The sequence below is a fragment of the Corallococcus sp. 4LFB genome, from assembly GCF_046520365.1.
In the GTDB taxonomy this organism is placed as follows: Bacteria; Myxococcota; Myxococcia; order Myxococcales; family Myxococcaceae; genus Corallococcus; species Corallococcus caeni.
The window spans coordinates 1-16255 of sequence record NZ_JBKGHJ010000157.1; the positions used below are offsets into that span (position 1 = coordinate 1).

The following is a 16255-nucleotide window of genomic DNA, read 5'->3' on the forward strand; positions in this document are numbered from 1 at the left end:
CGGCGGGCTGCGTCGCGGCGGCCTCCGGCGCGGGTTGCGTCGGCGTGGGCGCCGTGGCGCACCCCGCCAGACACAGGGCGACAAGGCCGTGGAACATCGGGCGCCACCGACCGCGGTGGGAGACAGCGTTCGGTTGTGGGCAGGGGAGGCGTGAGGCCATCTGGGCGCGGCACTGTATCCAACAGTCTGGAAAGGGGTGAAGGGGCGTCGGAACAATCGGCTGATGCCGCAACGCGGCATGTCCCGGATGTCTTCCTCTGCACATCCTTGTGACGCATGGCGTGAGCGGACTCAACGGAGCGCGCGGTTCATGCCGCACTGCGTCTCGTTTTCGGGCCCCGTTCGCATCCGACGTCACGGGGTGGATCCGCCGGTCCCGACGCGGATCATCCAGGGGGTCCCGCGAACCGGGGAGGCGCGCTGGGATCACCCGTGACAGGACCGGCTGCTACCGTGCCCGGGATTTCCATTCCCCCTGGAGGTTTCCCCTGAGAGTTCCATTCGCAGTCCCCCGCATGACGCGCGCGCTCGCGTTCGGCGGGCTCTTCGCCGCGCTGCTTCCCATGTCCTCCCTGGCGGCGCCCACGTCGGTGACGGTCGTTGGTGACATGCAGAGCGAGGCAGGCTGTGCCGCGGACAACGACCCCGGCTGCGCGCAGACGGCGCTGACGTACGACGCGGCGGACGACAAGTGGCAGGGCTCGTTCAACGTGCCGGTGGGCACGTGGCACTTCAAGGTCGCGCTGGACGGTTCGCTGTCGCAGACGCACGGCGGCCCCGGCGGCGCGGACGTGGTGCTGAACCAGACGACGGCGGGCGCGGTGAAGTTCTACTTCGACGCGAACACGCTGTACGTGACGAGCAACCGCTCCAGCACCATCGCCACGGTGGCGGGCTCGTTCCAGAGCGAGCTGGGCTGTCCGGGTGACTGGCAGCCGGACTGCCTGCGCTCGATGATGCAGGACCCGGACGGCGACGGCATCTACACCTTCACCACGAAGGCGCTGCCCGCGGGCAACTACGAGTGCAAGGTCGCGCTCGACGAGAACTGGAACACCGCCTATCCCGGCAGCAACGCGGCCTTCGCGGTGGAGACGGACAACCAGGAGATGCTCATCACCTTCGACTCCGGTGCCTCCAAGAAGGTGACCATCCGCGCGGCCGGCGCTCCCGCGGGCAACCTGCTGCTGGCGCGGGCGCACTGGGTGGCGCGCGACACGTTCGTGTGGAGCCCGGAGGTCGCGGTGCCCGAGGGCACCGTGTTCAAGCTGCACACGGCGCCCACGGGTGGGATGACGCTGAACGGCACCGGCGTGCAGGGCGGCACCGCCGTGACGCTGACGGTGGACCCCGCGGGGCTCACCGCCGCGCAGGCGGCGCGCTTCCCGAACCTGATGGGCCGCATGGTGCTGAAGCTGTCCCAGGCGGACGCGGCGAACGCCGCCACGTGGCTCAAGGGCCAGCTGGCGCTGTCCGCCACGAACGCGGAGGGCAAGCCGCTGGACGCCACCAGCGCGCAGCTCGCGGGCGCGCTGGACGACCTGTACGCGTATGACGGCCCGCTGGGCGCCACGTTCGAGAACGGCATCCCCACGCTGCGCCTGTGGGCCCCCACGGCGAAGAGCGTGAACCTGCTCCTGTTCGCGGACGGCAGCCCCACGTCCACCTTCACCCGCGTGCCCATGACGGCCGGCGACGAGGGCGTCTGGAGCGCGACGGGCGACGCGACGTGGAAGAACCGCTACTTCCTCTACGAGGTGGAGGTCTACGCCCGCAAGGAGGGCAAGGTCGTCACCAACCGCGTCACCGACCCCTACTCCGTGGCCCTCTCCATCAACAGCGAGCTGAGCCAGCTCGTGGACCTTTCGGACCCCGCGCTCGCGCCGCAGGGCTGGAGCACGCTGGCGAAGCCCGCGCTGGAGGCCCCGGAGGACATTGTCCTCTACGAGCTGCACGCGCGCGACTTCAGCATCAACGACCTGACGGTGCCGGAGAACGAGCGCGGCACGTTCAAGGCGTTCACGCGCGAGTCCGACGGCATGAAGCACCTGACCCGGCTGGCGAAGGCGGGCCTCACGCACGTGCACCTCTTGCCGGTGTTCGACATCGCGACCATCAACGAGGACCGCGCGGCGCAGCAGCACCCGGCGGGCGACCTGGTGTCGCTGCCGCCGGACTCCGACCAGCAGCAGGCGGCGGTGAAGGCCGTGGCGGACCTGGACGGCTACAACTGGGGCTATGACCCGTACCACTACACGGTGCCGGAGGGCAGCTACTCCACCGACGCGCAGGGCACGACGCGCACGGTGGAGTTCCGGGAGATGGTGCAGTCGCTCAACCAGCACGGCCTGCGCGTGGTGATGGACGTGGTCTACAACCACACCAACTCCTCCGGGCAGGACGCCAAGAGCGTGCTGGACCGCATCGTCCCGGGCTACTACCACCGCCTCAGCGACGACGGGAACGTGGAGACGAGCACCTGCTGCCAGAACACCGCGTCCGAGAACGCGATGATGGAGAAGCTGCTCATCGACTCCGTGGTGACGTGGGCGAAGGCGTACAAGGTGGACGGCTTCCGCTTCGACCTGATGGGCCACCACATGAAGTCCAACCTGGTGAAGCTGCGCGCCACGCTGGACGCGCTCACCGTGGAGCGGGACGGCGTGGACGGCAAGGCCATCTACGTCTACGGCGAGGGCTGGGACTTCGGCGAGGTGGCCGGCAACGCGCGCGGCGTCAACGCCACGCAGGCCAACATGGCGGGCACGGGCATCGGCACGTTCAACGACCGCCTGCGCGACGGCGCCCGCGGCGGTGGCCCCTTCAGCGGGCTCCAGGAGCAGGGCTTCATCAGCGGCCTGCTGTCCGACCCGAACGGCACGGACCAGGGCACGGAGGCGGCGCAGAAGGACAAGCTGCTGCGCTACAGCGATTGGATCCGCGTGGGCCTCGCCGGCAACCTGAAGGACTACTCGCTGGTGGACCGCACCGGCGCGACCGTCACGGGTGAAGGCGTGGACTACAACGGCGCCAAGGCCGGCTACACGCTGGACCCGCAGGAGGTCATCACCTACGTCTCCGCGCACGACAACGAGACGCTGTTCGACGCGGTCCAGCTGAAGGCGCGGCGCGACCTGCCCATGGCGGAGCGCGTGCGCATGCACAACCTGGGCATCGCGCTGGTGGCGCTGGGCCAGGGCATCCCGTTCTTCCACGCGGGTGACGAACTGCTGCGCTCCAAGTCGCTGGACCGCAACAGCTACAACTCCGGGGACTGGTTCAACAAGGTGGACTGGACCTACCAGTCCAACAACTGGGGCGTGGGCCTGCCCCCGGCCGCGGACAACCAGGGCAACTGGCCGCTCTTCGGGCCGCTGCTGGCGGACGCGGCGCTGAAGCCGGCGAGCGCGGACATCGTCCGGGCGCGCGACCACTTCGAGGAGATGCTGACCATCCGCAAGAGCTCGCGGCTGTTCCGCCTGCGCACCGGGGACGAGGTGAAGCAGCTGGTGCACTTCGAGAACACCGGTCCGGACCAGATTCCGGGCCTCATCGTGATGGCCATGCAGGACCACGGCACGAACGCCGAGGGCAAGCGCGCCATCGTGCTGTTCAACGGCACGGACGACGCGCAGACGTTCAAGGCGGACGCGTACAAGTCCCTCAAGCTGAAGCTCCACCCGGCGCAGCAGGCGTCCACGGACCCCGTGGCGCGCACGTCCGCGTACGACGCGGCCACGGGCGGCTTCACGGTGCCCGCGCGCACCACCGCGGTGTTCGTCACCGACGACGCGGTGGTGGACCCGGATCCGGATCCGCAGGACCCGGGCGACCCCCAGGACCCGGGCGAGGCCGACGGCTGCAACTGCCAGAGCACGGTGCCCGGCCCGCTGGGCGCCACCAGCCTGCTGATGCTGTGCGGCCTGGCGCTGAAGCTGCGCCGCCGCCGGGCGTAGTCCCGGAAGGTCACCGGCTGGAAATGAAGCGGGCCCCGGATGCGGCAGAGCGCGTCCGGGGCCCGGGGTGTTTCCAGGGGTGGAGAGCCCTCAGGGGACGGTGAGGATCTCCGCGCCCGTGTCGGTGACGAGCAGGGTGTGCTCGAACTGGGCGCTGCGCAGGCCGTCCGCGGTGACGACGGTCCAGTCGTCGTTCCACAGGCGGTGGTCCCAGTGGCCCTGGTTGATCATCGGCTCCACGGTGAAGATCATCCCGGGCTGCATGACGGTGTCCGCCTCCGGCTCGTAGTAGTGCGGCACCTGGAGCGAGGTGTGGAACGTCTCACCGATGCCGTGGCCGCAGTAGGCGCGCACCACGCTGGTGCCGTTCTTCACGGCGTGGGCCTCCACCGCGCGGCCAATGTCGCTGATGGGCCGGCCGGGCTTCACCGCGGCGATGCCGATGTCCAGGCACTCCTTCGCAATCTGGACCAGGCGCTGGTGCTGCGGCTCCACGTTGCCCACCAGGTACGTGGCCGAGCAGTCGCCGTGGACGCCATCCAGGTAGATGGTGATGTCCAGGTTGACGATGTCGCCGTCCTCCAGCGCGCGGCTGTCGGGGATGCCGTGGCAGATGACCTCGTTGACGGAGGTGCAGAGCGACTTGGGGAACTTGTGGTAGTTGAGCGTGCTGGGGTAGCCGCCGCGCTTGAGGTAGGCCTCGTGCGCGATGGCGTCCAGTTCGTCCGTGGTGATGCCCACGCGCACGTGCTGCGCGGTCTCCGCCAGCACCTGGGCGGCGGCCTGACAGGCGCGGCGCATGCGGGCGATGACGTCCGGCGACTTCACGTCCGGCTCGTTGCGCGAGCGCGAGGGCCGGCCGGCCATGGAGTCCGCGTAGTCCGGCCGGGCGATGGTGCTGGGCACCACGCGGCGGGGGCTGACGAGGCCGGGGCGGATGCCCTTGCGGTGGGCGTCGGGGCCCTTCTTGCGGGCCTCCACGGTGTCCGCGCCGCGGTGGCACTTCTTGTACTTGGAGCCACTGCCGCACCAGCAGGCGTCATTGGGCCCGGGGAGGACGGCGGGGGCGGTTCGGGGGGTGGCGGTGGTCATCGGGAACCTCGGGAGCTTGTGTCGGTGATGGCGGCCTGGCGGGCGCGGGCCCAGCGGAGCATCTGGGGCTTGAGCCAGAGGCGCGGGCGCCCGGCGCCCAGGTCGAGCACCGGACGGGGCATGTCCGGATAACGGCGCAGGTACGTGCTGACGCTGTTGGGGTGGGCCAGGCGCAAGAGGCCCGCCACCTCCTGGGCGTCAATCAGGTCCTTCGTGTTCACCAGGGGGCACATGGGGCGTGTCTATACCCATAGACACCTGGGGATGCACGGTTTCCTTCCCGCGCCCGGGGCCGGGAGACCTGCCGGCCAGGGGCCTGCCTGCTTCCGGACACGACAAAGCCCCGGGCTCCATGGAGGAACCCGGGGCTCCGGGACGGCAGGGACGTCAGGTGGGGAGGACTACTCCGACCACCAGGTCTCGGTCATCAGGCTGAAGCCGTTCACGGTGTCCACGTAGATGTGGACGGTGTTGCGGCTCCAGGGGTCGTTCTCGTAGGTGATGATGCAGCCCTTGAACGACCGGCCCGCGATGAGCGAGTCCAGGTTCGCGTAGCCCGCGGTGCGGACCGAGGCGGGGATGAGGGTGTTGCCGTTGACGTAGGCGACGGCGTTCTGGACCGCGGCGCGCACCTCGGCGGCGTCCGCCAGGTTCGGACGGATGGCGGCGCCGGACGGGACGCTGGAGGGCTCCAGGCCGAAGCACGTCTTGTCATCGCGGTAGGCGTGGCCGGCGGACGCGACGTTCCACCAGTCGAAGTGGCGCAGGGTGGTGGCGCCGTAGGAGCCGTTGCCCTGGATGGCGTTCACCGCGGCGAAGAGCGCCTCCAGGGGGCGGCTCAGGGTGGCGGAGTTGCGGATGTTGCGGAAGCTCACGTCACCGATGCCCGCCGTGTCGGCGATCTGCTGCGCGGTGGTGAAGGGGCGGGTGGTGAGCAGGTTCACGGCGCCGTTCCACGCGTCCGGCAGCACGTCGTGCAGCTCCGAGTCGTCGATGCTGTTCACCAGCGCGACGATGGCGGTCTGGTCGTCATGGGAGATGGCGATGCCGTCCAGGATGCCGACGCAGTCCGCGTCGATGTAGTCCAGGGTCCGGGCGCCGCCCTCGATCTGCTTGAGCCGGGCCGGGCCGACGAGCGGCACGGAGGACAGGTCCGCCAGGGACGTGAACGGCGCGGTGGCGCGGCGGTTCACGATGTTGGTGACCACGTTGCTGGGCAGGTAGGTGTCCAGGGTCGCGTACGTCGCCGTGTTCGCGAACGCGAGGATGCCGGAGCACTCGATGGCCACGTCGACGTTCGTCTCGGTGAGGAGGGGCGCCTGCTGCTGCTCGACGGCCGGGGTGGAGGGGGCGGACTCGGAGGGAGTCTCCGCCTGGGTACCGGGACCGCAAGCGGCGAGCATGCTCACGGCAAGAAGGGCTGTGCCAACACGACGCATCAGGAACTCCTGAATGGGGGGAGGTGCTGCGATGAGACGCGGCTCAATACACCAAATCCGTCTGACACACCCCGCCCGTTGCGCGCCTTGTTCGTGTCACATTTCAGTCACCGCCGATTGATTCCGCTGGGAGCATTCAGCGCGGGCACGGGGGTGAGACTTCCTGACGTGAGAGCACATGAGGCAGGGGCTCCGTCCCGCGTCCGGGTGAAGTGACCTTCCAGGTCGAGTGGACTTCATGCGACCCTGTGGGTTCATGAGTCCAGAAGGGTCACAGGTGTTCCCGGCGCGCTCCAGCCCGGCGCGGTGGTGGGGTGCTGGCGCGTGCTGGGGACGTTGGGGGTGGGCGGGTACGGCGCGGTCTACCGGGTGGAGCCGCTGGACGCGCCGGGGCGGAGCTTCGCGCTCAAGCTGTCGCTGCATCCGGATCCAGCCCGGGCGCTGCGGGAGATGGCGCTGCTGCTGGACCGGGCGTGGCACCCGAACGTCGTGCGGGTGCATGCCACGGGGCGGTGGCCGGACCCGGTGGAGGGGCTGCCGTACTTCGTCATGGACTGGGTGGAGGGGATGGCGCTCCACGTCTGGGCGGAGACGGTCAACCCCACGTTCCGGCAGGTGGCCATGGTGGGGGGCTCGGTGGCGATGACGCTGGGGGTGTTGCACGCCCGGGGCGTGCTGCACCGGGACCTCAAGCCGGAGCACCTGTTGATCCGCACGCGGGGGCAGGTGCCGGTGCTCATCGACTTCGGCGCGGGGGACCAGGCGGGGGCCATGACGCTCACGACCACCACCCTGCCCCCGGGCACGCTGCACCTGCGCAGCCCGGAGGCCATCCGCTTCCAGCAGCGCCACTGGAGGCAGCCGGAGCTGCGCTATCCGTACAGCGCGGCGGATGACCTGTATGCGCTGGGGGTGTGCCTGTACCGGGCGGTCACCGGGCACTACCCGTTCCCGCCGGGGCAGGAGCCGGAGCTGCTGTCGGTGGCCATCACGGAGCGGCTGCCGCCGTCGCCCCGGGACATCAACCCGCAGGTGCCGGAGCCCCTGTCGCGGGCCATCCTGGGGCTGCTGGAGAAGGAGCCGGAGCAGCGGCCCCGCACGGGCGAGGCGGCGCATTCAGAGCTGATGCGGGGGCTGCTCTCCGGAGGGGCGGCGGCGTTCGAGGCGCACCTCTTCGATGAGATTCCGGGCAAGCCGAATCAGATCCGCCGTCCGGTCTGGCCGGAGCAGCCGTACCTGACGCCCGCGCCCCGGCCCCGGGCCGCGCCGGTGGTGGCGGCCCCGCGCCGGTTGCCGGCCTGGGGTTGGGTGGGGATGGCGCTGTGCCTGGGGTTGCTGCTGGCGGGACCTGGGACCTGGGAGGTCCTTCTTCGGGGCTGGACTCGGCATACAACCCCTGGGGTTCCAGAGAGTGTTTCCGCCCCGGTTGGTCATAAACTGGCCAGCGAGCCAGACCGCCCGCACAGTGTTCCTGTCGCCGCCCTGCCGCTCGCGAGCCCTTCCCCGGCGACCGCTACCTCCATGGCGGCACTTCCCAAGGAACACGCTCTCGTGACGAAAAAACCCTCTGTTCCGCCGTCTCCAAAGACTGGCCGCACCCTCAAGACCGCGGCGATTGCGTCCTGCGTGGCGGGCATGGCCTGCGCCAGCGCGCCCCTGGTGGACCGTCCCACGCCTCCCGCCGAGGACTGCCCGGAGGATGCAGTGGCGGCAATGAAGAAGCTGAAGATCTACGATAGACAGTGGGCCGCCTTATTCGATCCGAACACGCCCTCCGATTTCGTCACGATCCGCGAGGGACGTGCCGCTGTGTACATGCATGGCAGCCAAGGAGTAGTGAGGCATGGCTCCATGCTGACCGGTACGCTCTACGTCGGCTCCAAACGGGTCTACGGCCGTTTCACCCAACTGCGTCAGAACAAGACCGGCGAAACATATCCTGTCTGTATCGAACTCTGGTTCCTTGATGACAGGACGCGGGGCGTCCCCCGCAGTGAAGGGGGAGACGAGAACACCGCGGTCGTGCCCAACCTGATGTCCGTGCGGAGTGTGTGGCGATACGACGAATAGGAGGACTCATGCTCCTGTTCCTGCTCTCGTTTCTGGCAGCCGCGGATGGAGGGGTGTCCGCCGATGCAGCCACTCCGCTTCCCGAGCAGGTCTGTCCTGATGTGGGATTGGCGGCGATGCTCTCCAATACGACCCTGGATCAAAGGGGAGTGATGGCGTTGGAATTGAGGGGTCTCCCGGACGCGGCGTTCCAGGTCAGGAGTTTTCGCTCCGCGAGCCGGGTCGCGGTGCAGCTGGAGCTCTCCGGGCCGACGCCACTGTCCGGCAAGGTCGCCAGGGCGAGCCTCATGGGTCCGAATCATCAGCCCTTGAGGATCGTGGAAGTGATGGAGGTTGCGCCCGACTCTGAAGACGGAATCGCCCGGATCATCGTGGAAGCCGAAGCCCAGTCCCGGGAGGCGCGCGGTGTCTACACGCTGGAGCTTCAGGACGCGGAGGGCACGCGGCTGCTCGTCCTGCCAGGAGTGCGGTTCCCTTCCATCTGATCAACCCACGCCGGTCAGGACATGACAGGCCGCATGAGACCGGCCCTGGCCAGCAGCGCTCCGACTCGGTGGCCCTGCTCGACGTGGTCGGGGTTTGCGGCCATGAATCGCACGGGCGTCAGGATGATCAACTCCACCCGCGCCCCACCGCCCCGGCTTTGAACTCCGGGCTGAAGCTACGCCGCTGTCGCCTCTGCTTCTTCTGGCTCTCCGACATCGAACACCCATCCATCACATCGGAGGTGTCCACGGTAGCAGGGGACTCTCACCTGCTACCGGGGCAACGACTACGGCTCGGACCATAGCTCGACGCCCCAGCTTCGCAGGGTGCCGACATCGTCGCGGGCACGGTCCGAGACATTCAGGATCCAGTCGCCCTTCATCGGCTGGCCCAGCAGGTTGGTGAGCATGCCAGGGGAGGCCGAGTCATAGGTCGCGACCAGGTTGTCAGCGGGGCCTCCCAGTTGCGCGTGCAGCACCGCACGCCGTCCCGAGGGAGAAGTCAGTACGACACTCAGGTCCCCGATATAGGGATGCTGGATGTCGATACTGACCTTGATTCGCGAGACGGTGCCGGATGCGGCGATGCGGATGGGGACTGAAACGCCGATCGCCGCATCATCCGGAATCTCCAGCATCGGCTGTGCCTGACCCGTGGCGGTCTGCGGCGTCATGGCTTGGCCCACGGTCAGGGGAATGAGCTCGCCAGGTGCTCCGACGTCGGAGATGGTGAGCCCAGAGTCCCGGCCGTCCCACTCGCGCGAATGCGGCACGGAGTCGCCCGACAGGGCGACTCCCTGTGTCTCCCCGAACAGGTCCGCCCCATCGCCCTGGTTGGTGTTCAGTTCCAGGTGGCGATGCCCGTCCGCCTGGAGGAGCGCACATTGGAAGTGCTGGGCCGCGGTGCTCTGCTGCAACTCGTTCGAGCCGAAGATGTCGCAGTGGTAGACGGCCAGTCCGCTGGCTGGCAAGGCGCGGTCGAGCCCCATCTTGGAGCGGTTCTCGACGATGAAGTACTCATTGGGCTTGGCGGTCCGGTACTTCATCACAGTGTTGTAGTCGCCGTGCCGGGCCTGGTGTTGACCGGCGGGGCTCAGGTCCACCTCGTTGTCGCACCACCCGACCAAGTCTCTCAGGTAGCCGCAGACGGGCGAGGGGCTCCGTCCGAAGTCCAGGTGGTTGCCGGACCCCATCAGGCAATAGCTGCCAATCCCGGCGCTGACGACATTGTCCCCGTCCCGCTTGCCATAGTCATACATATCCGGGAAGCGGCAGAGCAGATGCCCGTTCTCATGGCAGAAAGTACCAATGCTGAGCTCCGCAGGGGTGCGGCCCAGACTCGTCAGCAGGTACAGGTCGGTCCTCATGCTCCCGAACTGGAGGTCGATGGAGAAGTTGTGGGGCCAGAGTTCTCCGTTGTACTGCGTCTGTCCGGCGTAGAGGACGTTGATCGCGTCGATGATGTTCTCGTTGCGGGAATCGAACTGCTTCAAGTCGAGCCCGGCGGCCAAAGCCAGCTGAAGTGCCTCCTCGATGAGGAGGTTGTTGACGTAGAACTGACGGTTCCGGCTGAGCGTGAACGGCCCGACGACGACATTCGTGTAGTCGAGCTTGCCGCTGGAAACGCGGCGGAAATACTCACGCGCCGAGCAGATATTGCCATTTCGCGTGTAGTTGTCGCCGTTGAGCATCTCCTCGACGTCGGCGCGGGTCACCTTGGTGGTGACATCCTTGAAGTTGACCAGGATGGTCAGGCCCTTCACCGGGCCGCTGGCCAGGACGCGCCCCTCTAGCAGGCCCTGGTTTGGACCGAAGGTGCGAACCACCTCCGCTTCCAGCCTGCCGCCTGTCGAAGCGGAGCGGCGCAACCGACGTGCGTCCGCCTTCAGCTCTTTGACGCCGAATGATTCCTGGAGGTGACGCTGCAGTCCGGCAGGGGCCGCCTGCGTCAGCGGAACGCCCGTGGACCGGAGGGTTCCGGCCGCGAGCCGCGCATAGCAGAACAGCCCCAGCTCCGCGTCATAGATGGCCGTATACCCGGACAGCGCCTCGTAACGGGCGTAGTGCTCGTCCCCGAAGACCTTCAGCGGAACATCCGGGCCCTCCGCCTGGCCGAGGGTCAGTATCTCTCCAAAGATGGCACTCATTGGATCATTCCTGGTCTTGTGTGGGGTGTGAGCGTTGCTTCATCTGCTCCTGGCGCTGGCGTATCTTTTCTGAGCGGACCTCATCGGATTCCCTGGCGTGTTGGAGCAGACCAGGGGGTGGAGGGGACGTGACGGAGACACCCGTGGACTCGTACCGGCCCTCGACGACTCGGGCGTAGTAGAAGCGGCCCAAGGCGTCGTCGTAGATGACGGGGAAGCCCTCCACGGTTTCATAGGTGGCATAGAGCTCGGTGCCGCTCACGATGAGCTCCACATCCGGGCCATTGGCTTGGCCCAGACAGGCTTTCTGTCCAAACACGGCGGACGACATTCCCCCTCCTGTTTGCCTTCGATCAAAGGCTGCCCAGCAGTACACGCGTTGCTTTCTCGTGGCCATCAACCACCGAGGCATTCGCAAGCAGCGTCTTGTTCCGTCTATCTTTCAACGGAAGGCTTGCACGCTGGGGCCCTTGCTATTGTTGAACTGGCGTTGAAGCCGGTGCTGGCGGTGCAAGCCCTCGGCCGCCGACACCCGGTAGCCCGCAGAGGATCCGCTTGGCCGAACCTCACGCGCTCGACAGTCGTCCACACTCTGATTGCAGGCACCGCTCCGTTTAGAACCCCGTCGCGAGCGCGATCTGCTCCGTGCGCTTCACGTCCTCCAGCACCTGCGCCAGCTTCTCGCGGATGGCTCCGGGCGCGTCCGGCCCCAGGAAGAGCCTCAGCGTCGGGACTCCCGCGGCCACGGCGTCCACGATGGCCTTCGCGGCCTTCGCCGGGTCGCCGGGCTGCGTTCCGGCGGCCTGTGCCACATAGGCGCGCATCGGGCCCACCGTCTCCACGTAGGGCGCCAGCTCCGGCATCTGCCGGTAGGACGGGCCCAGCAACTTCGTTCGGAACATGCCCGGCTCCACGATGAGCACCTTCACCCCGAGCGGCGACATCCCCATGTTCGTGGTGGGCGCACCGTCGTACTTCGCGACGCGCGGCAAGCCGAAGCACCCTCGCGACCTGCTCGACCACGACTGCATCAACTACCGCAGCCGGACCACGGGCGGCATCCATCCCTGGGGCCTCACCGACGGCGGCAAGCGCATTGACGTCGCGGTCGCGGGCCGTGTGGTGCTGGATGACTCGGAGCTGGTGGTGGAGGCCGCCGTCGCCGGGCTGGGGCTTGCCTATGTCCCGGAGAGCCGCGCCCGGAAGCTGCTCGCGGAGAAGCGCCTGGTGCGCGTGCTCGACGCGTACTCCCCCACCCTCCCCGGCTTCTTCCTCTACTACCCGAGCCGAACCCACGTGCCGCCCAAGCTCAAGGCGCTCATCGACTTCTTCAAGCTGAAGCGGCGGCGCTGAGCTCGGCCGACACCGGCGGCGCCAGCCACGGCACCGCCAGCGCTTCGGCCTCCTCCAGCAACCGCAGGCGCCGGGCCTCGTCGGGGAACGCGCCACCGACGTCCCGGGCAGAGCGTCGTACGTGCGCCCATCCAGCACCCGCCCCGCCGCCGCCTTGCGCTTGCCTCCCCACTGCTTGAAGAAGAAGGCCACGCCCGCAGCGGCGCACTGCTCGCGCACGGAGCGCACCCACTCCGGGTCCAGCGGCCTGGCCTTCGCGCCGCTCTCGCCTCCGACGATGACGCCGTCCACGCCCGTGAAGTCCACCGTGCCCAGGTCCTCCAGCAGCGGTTCGATGGACAGGAACCGCACCCGCGCGGGCGCCGCCTGCAGGTGCTTCACGCGCGGCAGGCCGTACTTCCGGTCCTCCACGCTCACGCCCCACCACACGTTCGGCAGCCTCGCCGCGAACGCGAGCCGCGTGGACAACAGCCGCTGCATCCGCTCCGCGCGCTTCGTCAGCACCTGGAACGTGTGCCAGTCCGCCAGCGCCATCACCCGCGCCACCGCCTCGATGTACGCCTCCGGGACGTCGTCCAGGAACAGGTCGCTCATCGAGTTCACGAACACGCGCTTGGATGCCTTCCAGCGCAGCGGCTCGGCGAGCTTCCCCGGAATCAGCTTCAGGTCGAAGCCCTGCTCATACGGGTGGCCCGGCACGCCCCGGAACCGCTGCGCGAACGTCTCCGCGTAGCAGTGCTTGCACCCGGGGCTCAGCTTCACGCAGCCGCGCACCGGGTTCCACGTCGCGTCCGTCCACTCAATCTTGGAGTTGTCAGCCATGGCGTCCGGAGGGAACACCCGGCCCGCCTGCTCCCATCCCCTACGCCTCCATCCCCTACTTCGCGGGAGCCGTGTCCACGCTCAGCGACTTCGCGCGCTTCTCCACCGCGCGCAGCGTGTCCACCACCGCGTCCTTCTGCCCCACGCTGGCCAGGAACCCCGGGATGGACCCCGCGGGTCCACCGTGAACTTGTAGACGACCGAGGACGTGCCCCCGTCCTTCGACTCCACCCTCCAGCTGCCCTCGTTCAGCCGCAGGCGCACCACGTCCCGCCTGGCGGGGAACGCGTCCGGCTCCGCCTTCCAGCGCTGCTGGTACACGCCCGTCCCGTCCGGCGCGACCTTCGACTCCGTCACCACGTGACAGATGTAGTCGCGCGAGGACACCACCGGCAGGTCCAGCCGCGTGTACGTGAGCCGCCCGCCGTCCTCCGTGGGCCGCACCACCCGCGACTCCTTCACGTACGGCATGAAGAGCCGGTACGACTCCTGGTCCTCCAGCGCCGCCTGCACCTGCGCCGCGCTCGCCTTGAGCTCCCCTTCCGCCCAGATGTCCTTCGCCTTCGTCCCCGGACGGGGCCGCACCTTGATCAGAAAGGGCGTCGTCGCCACCGTCTCCCATTCCTGAGCCCCCGCCACGCCCGCCACCAGCACCACCGCCAGGGCCAGGCCCCAGCGCCGCGTCATTCCCGACATGTGTCTGCCCTTTTGGTTCCGCGCATGCCCGGCCTTCGCGGCGCGTGCGTCACCTGTATCCCATCTTTCCGACACCCGAACGCCCCGGGCCTGCCCACGAACCGACGTGGGCACACAGGCCGCTCGACTTTGCGTGCAAGCCTTGGCAAGCCTTGCTCCCATGCGTCCTCACTTCTCCGGTCCCCCGCCTGAACGCGGCCTGTTCTGCAACCGCACGCTCAACATGCGTGCCATCAAGGCCGTGGGCTACGACATGGACTACACGCTCATCCACTACCGCGTGGAGGCGTGGGAACGCCGCGCGTACGAATACATTCGCGACCGGCTGGTGGAGCAGGGCTGGCCCGTGGCCGACCTGACCTTCGACCCGATGCTCGCCATCCGCGGCCTCATCATCGACACCGCCAAGGGCAACCTGCTCAAGGCCAACCGCTTCGGCTTCGTGAAGAAGGCCCTGCACGGCAGCCGCCCCATGGACTTCGAGTCCCAGCGCGAGGCCTACAACCGCACCGTCATCGACCTGGCGGACCGGCGCTGGGTGTTCCTCAACACGCTGTTCTCCCTCTCCGAGGCCTGCATCTACGCGCAGCTCGTGGACCGCCTGGACGCCGGCCAGCTCCCCGGCCCCATGGGCTACGCGGACCTCTACGAGCACGTGCGCAAGAACCTGGACGCCACGCACATGCAGGGGCGCCTCAAGGCGGAAATCATCGCGGACCCCGAGCGCTACGTCATCGACGACCCGGAGACGCCGCTCGCGCTGCTGGACCAGAAGAACGCCGGCAAGAAGCTCCTGCTCATCACCAACAGCGAGTGGGCCTACACGGAGCCCATGATGCACTTCGCCTTCGACCGGCACCTGCCCGAGGGCATGACCTGGCGCCAGCTCTTCGACGTCGTCATCGTCAGCGCGCGCAAGCCCGAGTTCTTCACCACCCGCGCCACCCTCTTCGAGGTGGTGGAGGCCAACGGCGAGGCGCTCCTGCGTCCGCACTCCGGGCCGCTCGACAAGAGCAAGCCCTACTTCGGCGGCAGCGCGCTGGAGCTGGAGCGGCACCTGGGCCTGTCCGGCGATGAGATCCTCTACGTGGGCGACCACATGTTCGGCGACGTGCACGTCACCAAGAACGTGCTGCGCTGGCGCACCGCGCTCATCCTGCGCGAGCTGGAGGACGAGGTGCGCGCCATCGCCGCCTTCCGCGCCACCGAGGTCCGCATTGGCGAGCGCATGCTCCAGAAGGAGCGCCTGGAGGCGGAGAGCTGCCAGGTGCGCCTGGAGCTCCAGCGCCGCCGCCACCAGTACGGCCCGCGCACGGACACCACGGAGGGCGAGCTGGTGACGCGCCTCGCGGAGCTGCGCGTGGAGCTGGAGGCGCTGGACGCGGAGCTGGGGCCCATGGCCCGCGCGGCCGGCGAGCTGTCCAACCCGCACTGGGGCCTGCTCACCCGCGCCGGCAACGACAAGAGCCACCTGGCGCGGCAGGTGGAGCGCTACGCGGACATCTACACGTCGCGCGTGAGCAACTTCCTCTTCGCCACGCCGTTCGTCTACCTGCGCAGCCCGCGCGGCAGCCTCCCGCACGACCCCAGCCTCCCCGGCGGCACCCCGGTGTTCACCACCGGGGACGGCGCGGGCAGCGGCCCCACGGAGTAGTCGCAGGCCGGCGGGCGCCTACTGCGTGAGGCGCCAGAGGGCCTGCAGGTCCGCGGGGAGGTTGCTCGCGACCTTGTCCGCCTCGCCTTCGGTGATCTGGTCCTGGAAGGCGCGCAGCACCGCGCGGATCACCAGCTCCGCCTGCTCCATGGGCATCTGGAGGTCCTCCGCCACGGACGCGACGAACTCCTCGCGGCCGAAGCGGTGGGGGCGCGGGGGGCGCTCGTCCGGGGGCGGCAGGAACTCCACCAGCATTCGCGGCAGCTGGGACTCCAGGTTGCGCGCCCCGTTGGGCATGAGCCGGCGCTCCAGCGCGCTCAGCACCGACACGGCGGCGGACTCCGCGAGCGCGGGGGCAGGGCGCTCAGCTCGCACAGGTGGCGGAGGAACGCCGCGTAGGTGGCGCGGACGTGGGCTTCGTGGCGCCGCGCGTGGCGCGCCTGCTTCTCGGTGTCGGTTTCGTGGGCCTGGGCCATGGGCACACCTCGGGCAATGGGGGGACGGGACCTCTCCCGAAGGTGGCCACCCACCCCCACGCCAG

Annotated in this window: 14 protein-coding genes and 2 pseudogenes; 5 read left to right on the plus strand and 11 right to left on the minus strand. The window is 68.7% G+C overall.

Annotated elements, in window-relative coordinates; all coding sequences use genetic code 11:
- Positions 1-515: 515 nt before the first annotated feature.
- Complete coding sequence (gene pulA, locus ACLEQD_RS18415; RefSeq protein WP_410385626.1) at positions 516-3956, plus strand: pullulanase-type alpha-1,6-glucosidase; 3441 nt, start codon at positions 516-518, stop codon at positions 3954-3956.
- Between the two features lie 90 nt (positions 3957-4046).
- Here pulA and map read toward each other — a convergent pair whose 3' ends face one another.
- From map to ACLEQD_RS18430, 3 genes are all read right to left on the minus strand, one after another.
- Positions 4047-5048, minus strand: coding sequence for a type I methionyl aminopeptidase (gene map, locus ACLEQD_RS18420; RefSeq protein WP_410385627.1), 1002 nt, complete (start codon positions 5046-5048; stop codon positions 4047-4049).
- Positions 5045-5281 (minus strand): hypothetical protein, encoded by a 237-nt coding sequence (locus ACLEQD_RS18425; protein WP_207053304.1) that lies wholly within the window; start codon positions 5279-5281, stop codon positions 5045-5047. The genes map and ACLEQD_RS18425 overlap by 4 nt, the downstream gene beginning before the upstream one ends.
- Positions 5282-5449: 168 nt before the next feature.
- Complete coding sequence (locus tag ACLEQD_RS18430; RefSeq protein WP_410385628.1) at positions 5450-6487, minus strand: hypothetical protein; 1038 nt, start codon at positions 6485-6487, stop codon at positions 5450-5452.
- A 324-nt stretch (positions 6488-6811) separates the two neighbouring features.
- On the opposite strand from ACLEQD_RS18430, the gene ACLEQD_RS18435 reads away from it, so the two are divergent.
- Positions 6812-8557 (plus strand): serine/threonine protein kinase, encoded by a 1746-nt coding sequence (locus ACLEQD_RS18435; RefSeq protein WP_410385629.1) that lies wholly within the window; start codon positions 6812-6814, stop codon positions 8555-8557.
- A gap of 8 nt (positions 8558-8565) precedes the next feature.
- Positions 8566-9042, plus strand: coding sequence for a hypothetical protein (locus ACLEQD_RS18440; RefSeq protein ID WP_410385630.1), 477 nt, complete (start codon positions 8566-8568; stop codon positions 9040-9042).
- A 14-nt stretch (positions 9043-9056) separates the two neighbouring features.
- Here ACLEQD_RS18440 and ACLEQD_RS18445 read toward each other — a convergent pair whose 3' ends face one another.
- The 4 genes from ACLEQD_RS18445 to ACLEQD_RS18460 form a co-directional block, all read right to left on the minus strand.
- Positions 9057-9179, minus strand: a complete 123-nt coding sequence (locus tag ACLEQD_RS18445) for an Imm52 family immunity protein (protein WP_410385631.1) — start codon at positions 9177-9179, stop codon at positions 9057-9059.
- A gap of 150 nt (positions 9180-9329) precedes the next feature.
- A complete protein-coding gene (locus ACLEQD_RS18450) occupies positions 9330-11189 on the minus strand; it encodes a M6 family metalloprotease domain-containing protein (protein ID WP_410385632.1) in 1860 nt (619 codons plus the stop codon).
- A 4-nt stretch (positions 11190-11193) separates the two neighbouring features.
- Positions 11194-11520 (minus strand): hypothetical protein, encoded by a 327-nt coding sequence (locus tag ACLEQD_RS18455; protein WP_410385633.1) that lies wholly within the window; start codon positions 11518-11520, stop codon positions 11194-11196.
- A gap of 283 nt (positions 11521-11803) precedes the next feature.
- On the minus strand, positions 11804-12091 hold the full coding sequence (locus tag ACLEQD_RS18460) for a hypothetical protein (RefSeq protein ID WP_410385634.1): 288 nt from the start codon (positions 12089-12091) through the stop codon (positions 11804-11806).
- Between ACLEQD_RS18460 and ACLEQD_RS18465 the strand changes: the two genes are divergently transcribed.
- Positions 12090-12542 (plus strand): LysR substrate-binding domain-containing protein, encoded by a 453-nt coding sequence (locus tag ACLEQD_RS18465; RefSeq protein WP_410385635.1) that lies wholly within the window; start codon positions 12090-12092, stop codon positions 12540-12542. The two genes, ACLEQD_RS18460 and ACLEQD_RS18465, sit on opposite strands and share 2 nt — an antisense overlap.
- Positions 12543-12707: 165 nt before the next feature.
- Here the strand turns inward: ACLEQD_RS18465 and ACLEQD_RS18470 are convergent.
- Together ACLEQD_RS18470 and ACLEQD_RS18475 are read right to left on the minus strand one after the other, a co-directional pair.
- Positions 12708-13364 (minus strand): annotated as a pseudogene (locus tag ACLEQD_RS18470) (DUF5131 family protein); the annotation flags it as partial.
- An 81-nt stretch (positions 13365-13445) separates the two neighbouring features.
- Positions 13446-14060 carry an SRPBCC family protein gene (locus tag ACLEQD_RS18475; RefSeq protein WP_410385636.1) on the minus strand — a complete coding sequence of 205 codons (615 nt, stop codon included), beginning with the start codon at positions 14058-14060 and terminating at the stop codon, positions 13446-13448.
- Positions 14061-14220: 160 nt separating this feature from the next.
- Here ACLEQD_RS18475 and ACLEQD_RS18480 point away from each other — a divergent pair, with 160 nt between their 5' ends.
- Positions 14221-15714, plus strand: a complete 1494-nt coding sequence (locus ACLEQD_RS18480) for an HAD-IG family 5'-nucleotidase (protein WP_410385637.1) — start codon at positions 14221-14223, stop codon at positions 15712-15714.
- Positions 15715-15732: 18 nt separating this feature from the next.
- Here the strand turns inward: ACLEQD_RS18480 and ACLEQD_RS18485 are convergent, their stop codons facing one another.
- Both ACLEQD_RS18485 and ACLEQD_RS18490 read right to left on the minus strand, forming a co-directional pair.
- Positions 15733-16044, minus strand: coding sequence for a DUF2267 domain-containing protein (locus ACLEQD_RS18485; protein WP_410385638.1), 312 nt, complete (start codon positions 16042-16044; stop codon positions 15733-15735).
- Positions 16032-16255 (minus strand): annotated as a pseudogene (locus tag ACLEQD_RS18490) (hypothetical protein); the annotation flags it as partial. The pseudogene ACLEQD_RS18490 and the gene ACLEQD_RS18485, both read right to left, overlap by 13 nt.